At 64.8% G+C, this 14685-nt stretch carries 15 protein-coding genes; 6 read left to right on the forward strand and 9 right to left on the reverse strand.

Annotated features, from left to right (window positions below; translation table 11 throughout):
* Nucleotides 1-6: 6 nt before the first annotated feature.
* Together QCE64_RS26895 and QCE64_RS26900 are read right to left on the reverse strand one after the other, a co-directional pair.
* Nucleotides 7-1404 carry a UDP-glucose/GDP-mannose dehydrogenase family protein gene (locus tag QCE64_RS26895; protein WP_310007171.1) on the reverse strand — a complete coding sequence of 466 codons (1398 nt, stop codon included), beginning with the start codon at nt 1402-1404 and terminating at the stop codon, nt 7-9.
* Nucleotides 1405-1451: 47 nt separating this feature from the next.
* Nucleotides 1452-2837: an undecaprenyl-phosphate glucose phosphotransferase gene (locus tag QCE64_RS26900; protein ID WP_309934004.1), complete on the reverse strand. Its 1386-nt coding sequence runs from the start codon at nt 2835-2837 to the stop codon at nt 1452-1454.
* A 354-nt stretch (nt 2838-3191) separates the two neighbouring features.
* On the opposite strand from QCE64_RS26900, the gene QCE64_RS26905 reads away from it, so the two are divergent.
* Nucleotides 3192-4703 carry a mannose-1-phosphate guanylyltransferase/mannose-6-phosphate isomerase gene (locus QCE64_RS26905; protein ID WP_309925001.1) on the forward strand — a complete coding sequence of 504 codons (1512 nt, stop codon included), beginning with the start codon at nt 3192-3194 and terminating at the stop codon, nt 4701-4703.
* Between the two features lie 43 nt (nt 4704-4746).
* Here QCE64_RS26905 and QCE64_RS26910 read toward each other — a convergent pair whose 3' ends face one another.
* The 3 genes from QCE64_RS26910 to QCE64_RS26920 form a co-directional block, all read right to left on the reverse strand.
* Nucleotides 4747-5580: a transposase gene (locus tag QCE64_RS26910; RefSeq protein WP_309925002.1), complete on the reverse strand. Its 834-nt coding sequence runs from the start codon at nt 5578-5580 to the stop codon at nt 4747-4749.
* Between the two features lie 333 nt (nt 5581-5913).
* Nucleotides 5914-7044, reverse strand: coding sequence for an acyltransferase (locus QCE64_RS26915; protein ID WP_310007173.1), 1131 nt, complete (start codon nt 7042-7044; stop codon nt 5914-5916).
* 21 nt (nt 7045-7065) lie between these two features.
* Nucleotides 7066-7275 carry a hypothetical protein gene (locus QCE64_RS26920; protein ID WP_310007175.1) on the reverse strand — a complete coding sequence of 70 codons (210 nt, stop codon included), beginning with the start codon at nt 7273-7275 and terminating at the stop codon, nt 7066-7068.
* Between the two features lie 22 nt (nt 7276-7297).
* On the opposite strand from QCE64_RS26920, the gene QCE64_RS26925 reads away from it, so the two are divergent.
* Nucleotides 7298-8419, forward strand: a complete 1122-nt coding sequence (locus QCE64_RS26925; protein WP_310007177.1) for an acyltransferase — start codon at nt 7298-7300, stop codon at nt 8417-8419.
* Between the two features lie 73 nt (nt 8420-8492).
* Here QCE64_RS26925 and QCE64_RS26930 read toward each other — a convergent pair whose 3' ends face one another.
* Nucleotides 8493-9209, reverse strand: a complete 717-nt coding sequence (locus tag QCE64_RS26930) for a DUF899 family protein (protein WP_310007394.1) — start codon at nt 9207-9209, stop codon at nt 8493-8495.
* Nucleotides 9210-9239: 30 nt separating this feature from the next.
* Entirely contained in the window at nt 9240-9899 is a 660-nt protein-coding gene (locus QCE64_RS26935) for a glutathione S-transferase family protein (RefSeq protein ID WP_309925330.1), read from the reverse strand.
* 619 nt (nt 9900-10518) lie between these two features.
* Between QCE64_RS26935 and QCE64_RS26940 the strand changes: the two genes are divergently transcribed.
* Together QCE64_RS26940 and QCE64_RS26945 are read left to right on the forward strand one after the other, a co-directional pair.
* Entirely contained in the window at nt 10519-10671 is a 153-nt protein-coding gene (locus QCE64_RS26940; protein ID WP_310007179.1) for a hypothetical protein, read from the forward strand.
* Nucleotides 10672-10741: 70 nt separating this feature from the next.
* On the forward strand, nt 10742-11449 hold the full coding sequence (locus tag QCE64_RS26945; protein WP_309817824.1) for an MgtC/SapB family protein: 708 nt from the start codon (nt 10742-10744) through the stop codon (nt 11447-11449).
* 4 nt (nt 11450-11453) lie between these two features.
* Here the strand turns inward: QCE64_RS26945 and QCE64_RS26950 are convergent, their stop codons facing one another.
* Nucleotides 11454-12158 (reverse strand): glutathione S-transferase C-terminal domain-containing protein, encoded by a 705-nt coding sequence (locus tag QCE64_RS26950; RefSeq protein WP_309934207.1) that lies wholly within the window; start codon nt 12156-12158, stop codon nt 11454-11456.
* 177 nt (nt 12159-12335) lie between these two features.
* Between QCE64_RS26950 and nudC the strand changes: the two genes are divergently transcribed.
* Both nudC and QCE64_RS26960 read left to right on the forward strand, forming a co-directional pair.
* Nucleotides 12336-13259 (forward strand): NAD(+) diphosphatase, encoded by a 924-nt coding sequence (gene nudC, locus QCE64_RS26955; protein ID WP_309925006.1) that lies wholly within the window; start codon nt 12336-12338, stop codon nt 13257-13259.
* A 112-nt stretch (nt 13260-13371) separates the two neighbouring features.
* Nucleotides 13372-13956 (forward strand): histidine phosphatase family protein, encoded by a 585-nt coding sequence (locus QCE64_RS26960; RefSeq protein ID WP_309925007.1) that lies wholly within the window; start codon nt 13372-13374, stop codon nt 13954-13956.
* Here QCE64_RS26960 and QCE64_RS26965 read toward each other — a convergent pair.
* A complete protein-coding gene (locus tag QCE64_RS26965) occupies nt 13953-14684 on the reverse strand; it encodes a ribonuclease activity regulator RraA (protein WP_310007181.1) in 732 nt (243 codons plus the stop codon). The genes QCE64_RS26960 and QCE64_RS26965 overlap by 4 nt on opposite strands.
* Nucleotide 14685: the final 1 nt, after the last annotated feature.

Raw genomic sequence — 14685 nt, forward strand, 5'->3', positions numbered from 1 at the left:
GGCGCGTTACGCCACGCTTTCTGGCACGGCAACGTGGCTCACGCGCGTGCCGCGTCCGATCGCGTGATACTCGATGCCCATCTCGCTCAGCGTCTCCGGCTCGTAGAGATTGCGGCCGTCGAAGATGACCGGATGCCGCAGGCGACGCTTGATCGCATCGAAATCCGGGCTCTTGAACACCTTCCATTCGGTGACGATCACGAGCGCATCCGCGCCGTCGAGCGCGTCCTTGTGATTCGCCGCATAGGAGAGCCGCGCGCGCGCTTCGGGCAGGCCCTGAAGGTCGAGTGCGAAGACGCGGCGGGCTTCGTCGGCGGCCACCGGGTCGTACGCGACCACTTTCGCGCCGCGCGCCAGCAACGCCGCCGCGAGCACGCGGCTGGGGGCGTCGCGCATGTCGTCGGTATTCGGCTTGAACGCGAGGCCCCACAGCGCGAAGGTGCGGCCTGTGAGGTCGTCGCCGAAGCGCCGCACGATCTTGTGCGTGAGCGTGTCCTTCTGCGCCTCGTTGACGTCCGACACCGCTCTCAGGATGCTCATGTCATGGCCGAACAGCGACGCCGTCTGGATCAGCGAGCGCACGTCCTTCGGAAAGCACGAGCCGCCGTAGCCGCAGCCCGCATAGAGAAAGTCATAGCCGATGCGCGGGTCCGAGCCGATGCCGCGCCGCACCGCTTCGATATCCGCGCCGACGCGGTCCGCGAAATTCGCCAGCTCGTTCATGAAGGAAATGCGCGTCGCGAGCATGGCGTTGGCGGCGTACTTGGTGAACTCGGCGGACTGCACGTCCATATACAGCGTGCGCTCGTGATTGCGGTTGAACGGCGCATACAGGCGCTTCATGCGTTCGCGCGCGCGTTCGCCGGGCACGTCCTCGTCGCAGCCGATCACGATGCGGTCCGGCCGCGTGAAATCCTCGATCGCCGCGCCTTCCTTGAGGAACTCCGGATTCGATACCACCGAGAACATGTGGTCCACGCCGCGCGCGTCGAGCTCGTACTGGATCGCGGCCTTGACGCGCCGCGCGGTGCCGACGGGCACGGTCGACTTGTCGACGATGGTCTTGAAGCCGTTCATGTAGCGGCCAATGTCGCGCGCCGCCGCGAGCACGTATTGCAGGTCGGCGGAACCGTCTTCATCCGAAGGCGTGCCCACTGCGATGAACAGCATCTCGCCGTGCTCCACGGCCTGCTGCACGTTCGACGTGAACGCGAGACGGCCCGCCTCGCGATTGCGGTCGATCACGTCTTGCAGGCCCGGTTCGTGAATCGGCATGCCGCCGCCGTTGAGAATGGCGATCTTGCGCTGGTCGAGGTCGAGACACAGCACGTCATTGCCGATGTCCGCGAGACACGCGCCCGTCACGAGCCCCACGTAGCCGCTGCCGATGATCGTCAGTTTCATGATCCAACTCCAGGTGTTGATGATTTGGCCGGTTGCATGGACCGGACTCAGTAGGCGTTCGCGCCCGCGAAGCCCTTCCACAGCGTCATCGCGACAATCTTCATGTCGAGACCGAAGGTCCAGTGCTGCATGTAGTAGAGATCGAGCTTCACGCGGCCCGACATCTTCTCGATGCGGTCCGTCTCGCCGCGAAAGCCGTTGACCTGCGCCCAGCCCGTGATGCCCGGCTTGATGCGGTAACGGTGCATGTAACCCTTGACGAGGTCCTTGTAGATGTCGTCGTGCTCCAGCGCGTGCGGGCGCGGACCCACCACCGACATCTCGCCCTTCAGGACGTTGATGAATTGCGGCAGCTCGTCGAGACTCGTGCGGCGCAGGAACGCGCCGATCTTCGTCACGCGCCGGTCGCCGCGTTGCGCCTGCGTGATCTGGCCGGCGGCTTCGTGATGAACCCGCATCGAGCGAAACTTGTAGATCCTGAATTCACGGCCATCGATGCCCTTGCGCCGCTGGCGGAAGAACACCGGTCCCGGCGAAGACAGCTTCACGCCGATGGCGATCGCCGCCAGCAGCGGCGCCAGCGCGACCAGCACGCAGGCGGCGAAAACGCGGTCGAACACGCGCTTGGGCAGGACCTTGACGTCGGTAATGGGCGAGGCGGCGAGGTTGATCGCGGGCACGCCCAGCAGATCGACCACCGCATGACCGAAGAACGACAGGCTGCGTACATCGGGGATGAAGCGCACGTTGACGAAGTCGTCGCGGAACTCGGTCACGATGCGGTGAATCGTCGGCTCCTGCGAGATGGGCAACGCGAGCCACAGTTCGCGGACGGCGCGCTCGCGCACGTGTTCCGCGAGCAGGCTGAAATCGCGTTCGATGCGCACGCCCAAGAGCGCGTCGCCTTCCATCGCGGCATGCGAGGCGGCCGGATCGAACACGCAGACGGGACTGAAGCCCGCATCCGGACGGCCGCGCATCTGCTCGATCAGGAACGTCGCATAAGGCGCCGAGCCGATGATCGCGACCGTCTTCTGGTTGAAGCCTTCGCGCCGCAGCAGCTTGAGCGTGGTATGCACGAGCGCCTTCGAGACGATCAGCAGGCCCACCGTGCAGGCGGCCCAGTACGCGAGCCAGCCGCGCGACAACGAGTCCGCGCGATGAATGCTGAAGGTGAGCAGCACGCCCGCGCTTTCCACCAGCAGCCACGCGAAGGTCGCGCGCAACAGCAGGTCGTAGACGGGCTTGCCGCGCCACGACTGATAGATCCCGAGCGCCGGAAACGTCATGATGGTCAGGACGCAGGAGAAGCCGAGCAGGGTGCGTTCGACGTCGCCGAGCCAGACGAACTCGCCCGCTGCGAGCGCGGCGGCAAGCAGCGCGCCCAGCACCGCCATGGCCAGATCGGCGACTCTCGATATCACACTCAGCATTGCATTCCCCTCGGAACGAAAGCACACGTTTATCTGTTGTGAGCGTCATGCCAGTTCGCATGACGCAGTGCATGGGTGGTATGGAACTGGAATAAATATGGCGCTGCAACACCGAAAATATGCGGCTTCAATCGAGCGGATTTATTTGCGGATTTTTTATCGGCGAGCGCCTTTGTTCGTGCGGGTCCGGGTGGTATCGGGATGGGAGAGAAATAAATCGCACCTGAGTCGAGGGGCTTGTATGAAGCAGAAACCGCGCGGATTTTTTGATGCGTTTTTTCCTTTTATCACGCGGTTTTCTCCATGCTAAATATGACGGGTCCGCTTTTGCGATCACGCGCCAGGAGGCACACCATGAATGCACCAGACACCGCGCTTGCGAGCGCATCCACGATCGACGCCGGCACCGGCGTACGCCTCAGCATTCAGCCCGTGATTCTCGCGGGCGGTTCCGGCACCCGGCTATGGCCGATGTCGCGCGAACACTTTCCGAAGCAGCTCATCGGGCTGATCGGCGAGCAGTCGCTCTTGCAGGCCACCGTCAGCAGGCTCGACGGTCTCTCCGCCGCCGGACTGCGCGTGGCCGATGCGGTTGTCGTCTGCAACGAGGAACATCGCTTCACCACCGCCGAGCAGTTGCTTGGCCAGGGCCGCCGCGCGCGGCTCGTGCTGGAACCAGTGCCGCGCAATACCGCGCCCGCGCTCACCGTCGCCGCGATGCACGCGCTTCGTGGCGGCGAAGACGCCGTGCTCGTGGTGATGCCGGCGGATCACGTGGTCGCCGATCAGGACGCATTTCATCGCGCGATCCGTGAAGGCGCGCGCTGTGCGGAAGCCGGCGCGATCGTCACGCTGAGCGTCGTGCCGACCCATGCCGAAACCGGCTACGGCTACATCAGGATGGGCGCCGCGTTGCCCGGCCACGGTGCGTGCAGCCTCGACCGCTTCGTGGAAAAGCCGCATCTCGAACTCGCGCAGCACTATCTGGCTTCGGGCGAATACGGCTGGAACGCGGGCATTTTCATCGTGCGCGCGTCGACCTGGATCTCGGCCATCGAGCACTATCAGCCGGCCATGTATGCGGCCTGCGTCGCGGCGTTCGAACACGGCGACGACGACGGCGAATGCCTGCGTCTCGAACGCACGGCGTTTGCGTCGTCGCCGTCGGATTCGATCGACTATGCCGTGATGGAACAGATTGCCGGCGAACGTGGCGACGACCACTTCACCGGCGCGGTCGTGCCGCTGGATGCAGGCTGGTCGGATGTGGGCTCGTGGGACGCGATCTGGAACATCCTGCCGAAGGACGATGCATCGAACGTGGCGCGCGGCCGCGTGATGTTCGAAGGCGCGACGTCCACCTACGCGCATTCGGAAGGGCGTCTGATCGCCTGCGTGGGCACGCGCGATCTGGTGGTCGTGGAAACGGCGGACGCCATTCTCGTCGCCGACAAGTCCTGCGCGCAGGACGTCAAGGCCATCGTGGGACGCATCAAGTCGGAACAGGGCCGCGAGGCCGCCGATCATCGCAAGGTGCACCGGCCGTGGGGACATTACGATTCGGTGGATCAGGGCGACCGGTTCCAGGTCAAGCGCATCGTCGTGAAGCCGGGCGCGCGCCTGTCATTGCAGATGCATCATCATCGCGCGGAGCACTGGATTGTCGTGCGCGGCACCGCGCTCGTCACGCGGGGCGGCGAGACCTTCATCCTCGCGGAGAACGAGTCCACCTATATTCCGATCGGCGTGCAGCACCGGCTGGAGAACCCGGGCAAGATGCCGCTCGAAATCATCGAGGTGCAGTCCGGAACGTATCTCGGCGAAGACGATATCGTGCGCTTCGAGGATACGTACGGGCGTCAGTGAAGTGACTTGCTGAAGACGCGCGGGGCGCGCCGGGCAAAGCGGGTCAATGCCCGCTTTCGGCCGCCACGCGCTCTTCGCCGACATAAGCTTCGCGCGCCGCCCGCGCCACGTCCGCGCGCGTAGCTTGCGCGGCAATCCAGCGCCGCGCCCACTCCAGCGCATAGCTCCTTGCCTCTTCCATCGACTTGAAGCGCGGCCCGATGAGCCCCGAACGCTCGACCCGGCGACCGTCCTTCACGATCTCCGCCCAGCCGCGATACATGCCGCCGGACACGTCGCGCGCGATCGGGTAGATGCTGTAGCCGCGCGGGTCGCCGACCGGCGCGCAGGCCGGCTCGAACGGCGCCGGCGTTTCATACGGCCGCGCGGGGCGCGGCGCACGCACGCGCGGGACGATGACCGGCGACGCACTGGCCTGGGCGACGTCGCGCGCTTCGGGCAGACGGCGCGGCACCGCCGCGCCCCGCCCGGGCGGCAGGACATCGCGCGACTGCCACGATTCAGGGTTCTGCCAGAACACGCCTCGCAGACGGTCGCAGTCGTAAGACGGCGGGACCGGGCGCGGCGCGGTCTCCGCCACGGGCTGACGCGGCACGTAGGCGAAGGAGCGCCCGGCATTGGCCAGCACCTTGACGATCTCGATCAGCGTGCCGTTCATCTGCCAGTCGACAAAGCGGCGCCGGCACGTGGGCACGGTCGGATAGTGGCTGGGCAGCTTCGACCAGGTTTCGCCTGTTGTGAGGATCCACAACACCGCATTGACGATGGTTCGCGGATGCGCCCGGGGCCGGCCGCGACGGTGCTCGCGCACCTCGCTCTCGCCGATCAGAGCCGAGACCATCGCCCATTCGTCATTGCTGAGTTCATTGAAAAACATTGCGTTGCTCCATGCAGTCGGACTTCGCTGCGGATATCGGACGTCGCGCTGATCAAATCAAAGGAAGGCCGGCACACGTCCGGCTCCCTGCACACTCTGCCCAAGGATCTCGAGGTACTCGCAAACGTTTGCTCAAACAACAAAAACGGTGCATCCGGTGAATTGCCAATCTCTCATGGTGCATGAGTTGACTCAATTCGGCGCACGATGCCTGGTCTCGCTCGTGTATGAAGATATAGTGCAGGAAGCATACCATTACTAAGGTTTGCCCGAATATGACAAACCCCTAGGTTCCAGGCGAAGTTAATGATTTTTTGCGCCAAGCAATATTCTTTAGCGAATAAGCGATCCCGGACGGGACTCGGGCGGTCTGTTTTCTTGTGCCGGACGACGATTCTTGAGCCGCAGAACGGGCTCTTCGATGAAACGCCAGGACAATCCGGCAAGCATCAGCGTTAGCAGAAACGAAGCGGCGAAGCTTGCCGCATGCGCCCATGCCGGCATGCCGGACGGACCAAACATCGCGGCCACCCGGGCGTTGCGGGTGAGGTCCGGCATGAAGCCGTGATAAAGATAGAAGCCATAGCTGATCTTCCCCAACGCCGCCAGCGGCTTCCATTCGAGACATGCCAGCAGCATGGCGCTCCGGCTGCACGCGACGGCGCACACCAGGGCCGCGATGCATGCGCCATAGGTCACATAGAGCGCGGTGAAGCGCAGCGGGTCCGTCATGCGCTCCCACGCCGGCTCGACGCCGCACATCAGCGCAATGCCTCCGGCCAGCGCCAGCGCCACCGGCAGCGAACCCAGGCAGCGCCCGAGCGTGCCGTTACGGCGCACCCATGCCCCGCCGATGCCGCCAAGCGCGAACAGCCAGAAGTTCGCGAGCGGATGCGTGTAGATCACGATGCCCGGCGTCTGCGTCGCCTTCATCCATAACAGCGTGGCGACGCCCGCGACGAAGATCGCGCCGCAGATCCGCGTGTGCCATTTCGCGCCGATGGCCAGCAGCAGCGGCGCGAAGAACAGATAGAACTGCTCTTCGACCGACAGGCTCCATAGATGCGAATAGCGTCCGGGCCAGTAGTGCAGAACATCGGCGATCCAGAAATTGGACAGATAAGCGAAATGAAACGGCATGCCGCCCGCCAGTTCGGGACCGGCAAGGCCGACCGTCATCAGGAGCGTCAGCGTGACGAGCAGCAGGTAGTAGACGGGGAAGATCCGCAGCGTGCGCCGGAAGAGGAAGCGCTTGAGTTCGGCGATGAACGAACTTGCGCCGGCATCGATGCGCCCCCGTTGCTTCGTCAGGATATCCGCGATCAAAAAGCCACTGAGCGCGAAAAAAATCCACACACCGAGGTGTCCAAGGCCGCTGTCTGCCGCCATGGCCTTGTGGTGGATGAAGACCAGCAGGACGGCAAGCGCGCGCAGGCCGTCGAAGCCGCGAATTCTTTCGTTCATGAGTGCGCCCGGTCGATGATGTCAGACGCGGCCGTCAAGGCCGCTTCGCGAGCGCCCTATGCTAATTCGTGCAAAACGGGAAAAAAATCCTTGGCGAATTTCTTTAGCGCGCAAGGCAAGCGTCTTAGCGCCCGCCTTGAAATATTTTTTAACGCCTTGAGTGATTTTCTTTGCAAAGTTTTTAACGGAGACTCGATCCCCTCGAGCCGGCACGCGCAGGACGCCCGCCATACACTCATTGAAAGGTTTTTTGATGAAAAATCATGTTCAGGAGCTGACCGGATTGCGCTGTGTCGCGGTAATGATGGTGGTCATGGGTCATGCGCAGCACATGATTCCGGGCGGCTATCGCGGCGCGCTCGCGCCTTTGCGCCTTTTCTCGGACGGGCGTCTCGGCGTGATGATTTTTTTCGTGCTCAGCGGCTATCTGATTACCGGCATCCTGAAGGCCGAATGGCAGGCCAGCGGCACCTTGCGCCTGGTGCCGTTCTATATGAAACGCGCGCTGCGCATCTGGCCGGCGTTCTATGCCTACCTTGCCGTCATTGCGCTGCTGTCGTTCGCCGGGCTCGTTGATGTCGATCCCGGCCAGTTCGCGGTCGCCGCGCTGCATGTCTGGAATTTCTCCGGCGTCGCCGGCATGAGTTCGATCAACGCGCTTCACCCCGACGGCGCCTGGTATCTCGGCCACTTCTGGACCCTCGCGCTCGAAGAGCAGTTCTACTGGTTCTGGCCGCCCTTGCTCCTTTTCATTCTCGGACGCGGCAGCCAGCGTGCGCTGATTGCCCTGCTCGTGCTCGTGCCGCTCGTCAGGATCGGCACGTACTTCGCGTGGCCGGCCCTGCGCGGGCAGTTGAGCATGATGCTGCACACCGGTATCGATCCGATCCTGATCGGCTGCTTCGTCGCCCTGAATCGCGACGCGCTGAAAGCGCGCGTCGCGGCGCTGCCGTGGGGCGCGCTGCTTCCGTCCGCCGCGGTCCTGCTGCTGCTCTTCGGCATGCCCTTGCTGCATGAGCGGCTCGGCGGGCTCTGGAGCGCAACCTACGGCGCAACGGTGGAAGCGGCGCTGGTCGGCTTCGTGATCGTCGTGCTGATATCGCGCAAGGCGTTCTGGTTCTCGCGCCTGCTGCGCAGCGCACCGTTCGTCTACATCGGCACGATCTCGTTCAGCCTGTATCTGTGGCAGCAATTGTTCAGCGACATCCACTCGCCGGTGGCGTACCGCTTTCCGCTGGGCATCGTCGGCGCGCTGGTTGCGGCGAGCCTCAGTCATGTGCTGATCGAAACACCCTTCCTGCGCCTCAAGGATCGCCTGACGATGCGCAAGCGCGTCGACGTGTATCCGTCCGCGCAGGCCGAGGGATCGAAATGAGTGCTGCGCTCCGACGCCGGCAGGACGTTTCGTGCACAGCCGCTGCCGGCGCCGCTCATGGTCACGATCGCGCTTATTCGCGCGGCCCGTAATCCAGCTTCGGATACCAGTCCTTGCCGCGTCCTTCGGGCGTCATGTCGAGCACGTTCCACAGCGGCATCAGATCCGGCGCGCCGCGCGGATCCTCACCGGGATCGACGGTAGCGAAATCCATCTCGCCGCTCCAGAACTGGCGAATCACGCCTTCGCGCCGGGTGAACACATGGAGCGCGGGTTCATCGCCGCCTTCCTTCGACAGCGCGAAATAATCCCGGCTGAACGCGCCGTTCAGGTCCGAGAAGAGACGCAGGTCGCGCCAGCCGCGCTCCTGCGCGAACGCGGCGAGCCGCGCATACGGCGAACGCGCGATCACCGCGAGCGCGATCCGCTGGCCCATGTCGCGCGCCTCGCCCTCCCACGCGGACAGCAGCGACGTGCACATCGGACAGGGCCGTTCGCGTTGCGGCCCGAACATCCAGCTATAGATGACGAGCGTGTCCTTGTCGCCGAACAGCGCGGCGAAATCCACGGCGCCTTGCGCGCCTTCGAAGCGATAGTCGCCCTTCACTTCGCCGCCCGGCGGCAATGCCCGGCGCAGCTGCGCGACACGCTCGATCTGCCGCCGCAGCTCGATCTCCTCAGCCAGCAGCGCGGTGCGCGCCCGCCGATACTCGGCGCTTTCGTTGGGAATCCGCATGGTGGCGCGCTGCGCGAGTTCAGCCGCGGGAACGAGTGTGCTTGCCGTGCTCATGTCGCTCATATCGATCTCCTTGTCAGTGAATCAGTCGCGATCCGGCGCGCCGAGCGGGAACAATCCCCGATACGGCCGCGCTTCCTCTACCGCGCGCGCAAACGAAGGCCGCGCCAGCAGCCGCTTGCGATACGCAATGACGTTCGCAAACGCAGCATCGATGCGATGCACCCAGTCTGCGTAGAACAGGAACGGCGCGGCGCCGCAATCGGCGAGAGTGAAAGCATCACCCGCCGCCCATTCGCGCGATGCCATCAGGCGGTCGAGATACGCATACGACGTGTCGAGCATCGCGCGGGCATCAGCGACGCCGCGCGCATCGTGCTCGTCCGCGGCCCGCATGGCGTCGAAGACGATCTTCTGCTGCGGCGTCGCCACGTAGTTGTCGAAGAAACGGTCCAGCCAGCGCACCTCCAGCGCGGCGCGTGGATCGGCGGGAAGCAGCCGCACCGGCCCAGGATGAAAGCATCCCAGATATTCGATGATCACCGTCGCTTCCATGACCGGCCGGCCGTCGTCGACGAGCAGCGGGAAGCGCTTCATCGGCCAGAATTCGACGAGCTCGCGCATGGACTGCGGACGCTCCGGCGTCAACGCGCAATAGTCGAAGGCCGTGCCGTTCTCGTACAGCGCGGTCAGTGCCTTCTGGCAATAAGAAGAGAAAGGATGGGCATACAGTTGCAGGGTCATCGGCTGTCTCTCCAGGCAGTTGGGCATGCTTACTCCTACGACGAGCATGCCGCGCCGCAATCGACATCGTTTTGGAATATTTTGTGATGCAGCGCAGCGCTGAAGCTTGCGTTTCGCCGCGTCCGCCATGCTGCTCAACGCACATAGCCATTCATGCGTGGCAGCAATCCGGGTTGACCGACGTCATGAGCCGCGACTAGAATCGCCCAACTTCAAAAAGCCCAAGGTGATCCTTTGGATACCTGCAGTAGTCGATCTTCGATCTGTTTCGCCGCCTGACCGCAGGACGCCGCTCCCCGCTTTTCTTCAAGCTCAGCCGCCGTCTTGCCATCAGGCAGACGGTGCGCGTCGCAGTTTTTCTCCTCGTGCACCCATTCGTCAGCGCCACCGGGCGTGATATCGCGACTCGCGCATAACGCGCGTCGCCGTATCGCTTCGCGTGCGCTTGCGTGCGCCGCTCCTGCGTCCGTCGCGGGACTGAGCGCGCGCGCGTAGTCATCCTTCACGGATTGCCGTGCCCAATGCGAGCCGGCGTCCGCGAGGCCGCTCGTCGCGAGCGTTTGCCCTGGCGATCCCTCGGACCGCCGCTACGCGCCAACCATGGCGCCCGGAGAAAACCATGAACCTGCTGCTGCTTTCGGACCTGCCGCGCGTCGAGGAATCCCGTCCGCATTACGACGCCATGCTCAACCTCGAACCCCGGGAAACGCGCTACCGGAAGCTGGCGCGGTTCTTCTGGCGCCTCACATCGCGCCTGTTCCGGCGCGCCTAGTCACGCCACCGACACGCTCCCGTGCGAAGCTTGCCGGTTTGTTCCCGGAAAGCACCCGGCCTTCTGACCGATGCATCTCGATTTCACCCTGCGCCTGCTGGCCGCGTTCGCCTGTGGCGTCGCCATCGGACTCGAACGGCAGCTGCGCCAGCGCACCGCCGGCCTGCGCACGATCACGCTCGTCGCCAGCGGCGCCTGCCTGTTCGTCACGCTCGGCGTGCTGACGGGCAACGGCGTCGCGGGCGTCACGCAGATCGCCGCGTATGTGGTGTCGGGCGTCGGCTTTCTCGGCGGCGGCGTCATCATGCGCGAGAAAGGCTCGGTGCAGGGCATCAACACGGCGGCGACGCTATGGTGTTCGGCGGCCGTCGGCGTGTTGTGCGGGTCGGGGCACTATGGGCCAGCCATCGAAGGCACGGGCATCGTGCTCATCACCAACACCGTGCTGCGCGAAGTCAGCCGCATGATCAACGCGACGCCGGTTTCAAGCGCCGACCTCGTGCGTGAATATGTGCTGACGGTCATCGGACGGCAGGAAGACGAAATTCATATCCGCACCCAGCTGTCGAATGCCATGGACGCGCAGCCGCTCTCCTTCCTGAGCCTGACGAGCGAAGACATCGAAGACGCGCCGCCGCGCGTGCGCGTGACGGCGACCGTGCGCATGCATCCGAAGGATCAGGCCCGGCTAGAACGCATGGCGAGCCGCATGAGCATGGAGCGCGGCGTGTCGAGCATCAGCTGGTCGGGCAAGAGCGTGGAGACGGCGCCCGAATGATCGATTATGGCGAGCGGCTCTGTCCCATGCGTTCGCGCATCGCGTGACAGTGTTCGACGAGCCGCGCCTGCGCAACGACGAAACGCTTGAGCGGTGTATCGATGTCATAGAACAGGATGTTCGCGACAAAGCCGTACACGGCGGCGTCGATGCTGGCGGGCGTGGCGCCGAACATGAAGGGTCCGTCCGCCAGCAGGTTCGTCACCGCCTGCAAGTCGCCGATGCCGCGCGCATACGCATCATCCGGCTCATAGCGGCCGATCCCCTGATAACGATAGCGCTCGAAATTGTATTGCCGCGCGTGCTCCAGCACGTCGGGATCGGCGTCCGGCAGCGCCGCCAGCAGCGCGGCGCGGAACAGCGGCCAGTAACGGTCGTCGCGCCAGCGCGAATAGGACATCACCCAGTAGAGATCGTCGAGCGTGCGGCGGACCAGCAGGTCGAGATCGTGTTGCAGGGGCGTCAGCGGGTCGTCGAGCGTCAGCGCGTAGCGGCGCTTCAGATGCGCGATGATGCTGTCGCTGTCGCCGATGGTTGCGTCGTCGTCAACGAGATACGGCAACTGGCCGCGCGGCGCAACGCTCGTATCGATCACATGACGATGCTCGAAGGGCAGGCCTGAAAGCTTCAGGAACGCGAACACCTTCAGTCCGAACGGGTTGTTGTCTTCCAGGCCGAACAGCCCGGGATACGAATAAAGCGTGATCATCGGCGTCTCCGCATACGGCTCGGGCAGGTGGACGGGCCGCCAGGCGACGCCCTGCACGGACGCGCCAAGTCCGCTACGATGCCTGACTGGCCTTGCCGCTTCCCGTCCCATGGACGCACGGCTCGCGGCATGTTCCGCTCCCCGCGCGCACTACGCACAACACGCTCGAAAAATACTATGCCCACGCCGCCTCATGCCATCGGTTTTACACTCGATCCGCTCGACCGCGTGTCGGAGAAGCGTGACGACGACGCCTTCGTCGCCACCCTGCGCGACGATCCCGCCACGCGCTTCCTGCTGTTCGTGAACAACGTGCCGCTCTTCAAGCGCGCGAACGGCCACGATCCCTTGTTCGATGCCCGCGAAGCCGCGCGGCTGGGCACGCCGCTGCAAAGCGTGTTTCTCGGCCGTGAAGCGGACCGGCGTTCGCTGTTCGCGCTGTCGTTCGAAGAAGGCGCGGCGGGTCTGGCGGGCGACGGCGTCGAAGCGGTCGAACTGCGTCCGGTCGCCATGCAGGGCCTCGTCCCGCCGCCAATGATCAGCGCCCTCGGCGAAGCGCGTTCGATGCTCGACTGGCATCGCCGCCACGGCTTCTGCGCCAACTGCGGCCAGCCGACCGATTCCGCCGGCGCCGGCTGGCGGAGAATCTGCGGCCATTGCCATGCGCAGCATTTTCCGCGCGTCGATCCTGTCGTCATCATGCTCGTGACGGACGGCGAACGCTGCCTGCTCGGGCGTCAGCCGCAGTTCCTGCCCGGCATGTATTCGGCGCTGGCGGGTTTTATCGAACCGGGCGAGACCTTCGAGCACGCGGTCTATCGCGAAGTGCTCGAAGAAGCGGGCATCCGCTGCACGGACGTGCGCTATTACGCGTCGCAGCCCTGGCCGTTTCCGTCGTCGCTGATGATCGGCTGCTTCGCGCGCGCGACTGAAACGGAGATCGTCGTCGATCAGAAGGAACTCGAGGACGCGCGCTGGTTCACGCGCGCCGAAGTGGCCGGCATGCTCGACGGCACGCATCCGCAAGGGCTTTCGGCGCCCAAGCCGTTCGCCATCGCGCATCACTTGCTGAAGGCTTTCGCCGCCGGCGAGCTGGACTGAGCGGCGGGCAGGTTCGCGGCGCGCGCCGGGCGTTCGGTGCAGAATGCGCAAGGCTGCGGCGCGCCTGTCAGAGGCGTGCGCGACGATATTAATCAGACACCGGGTGAACGACATGAACGTGAAAGACGGCGTCCAGATCTGGCTGATCAGGCATGGCGAAACAGAATGGAGCAAGTCGGGCCAGCACACCGGCACCACCGATATCGCGCTGACCGACGAAGGCCGCAAACAGGCGGCGGCGCTGGCGCCGGTCCTGGCGTCGCAGCCTTTCGATCTCGTGCTGACCAGTCCGATGAGCCGCGCCATCGAAACCTGCAAGCTTGCCGGGCTCGGCGAGCACGCGCAGGTCGAACCGGAGTTGCACGAGTGGAACTACGGCGTCTACGAAGGCCGCAAGACGCCGGATATCCGCCAGGAGATTCCGGACTGGTCGGTGTGGACCTCGCCCATTCCGCAAGGCGAGAATCTCGCCGATGTCGGCCGGCGCGCGCAGACGCTCATCGACAAGCTGCTCGGCACCGGCGCGCGCCACATCGCGCTGTTCTCGCATGCGCATTTCTCGCGCGTCTTCGGCGCGCAATGGGCGACCGGTTCGCCGTCACTGGGCGCACATCTGACCATGGACACCGCCGCAATGAGCGTGCTCGGCTTCGAGCGCGACGTGCGCGCCATCGTCAAGTGGAATCTGCTGCCCTAGCCGCGCTGTTCACGCCATTCGCGATACGCGGCGAGCGTCTGCTCGTCGGGCGGATAGGTGCCGCGTAACACCGCGCCGTCCGCCACGCGCGCCGCGAGGAATTCTTCCAGACGTTCCTGCTCGGCCGCATCCCGCGCGACCTCCTCGGCCATGTGACGCGGCACGATCACGACGCCGTCCACATCGCCGACGACGATATCGCCCGGATACACCGCCACGCCGCCGCAGGCCACCGGCACGTTCATGTCCACGGCGTGATGCTTCGCGAGATTGAGCGGCGCGCTCGCGCCCGCGCAGAACAGCGGCAGGCCGATATCGCCGATCGTGCCGCTGTCGCGTACGCAGCCGTCCGACACCATGCCGGCGACGCCGCGCACCTTGAGACGCATCGTGAGGATCGATCCCGTCGACGCAACCGCGCGCTCGCCGCGGCAATCCTGCACCAGCACGCTGCCGGGCGGCGCGCTTTCGACCGCCTTGCGCTGCGGATGATCCGGGTCCTGGAACACGCCGACATGATCCAGATCCTCGCGCGCCGGAATATTGCGCAGCGTGAACGCCGGGCCGACCATGTTCGGCGCGCCGATCGCGGGTTTCACCAGCGGCGCGACGCCTTGCAGGAAGACATTGCGCAGGCCGCGCTTGAAGAGCTGGGTCGTGAGCGTCGCGGTGCTGACGTGGCGCAGCAGGTCGAGCGTTTCGTCTGAAATGGCGATGGTCTGGGTCATG

The organism is Caballeronia sp. LZ043, from assembly GCF_031451075.1.
GTDB lineage: Bacteria > Pseudomonadota > Gammaproteobacteria > Burkholderiales > Burkholderiaceae > Caballeronia.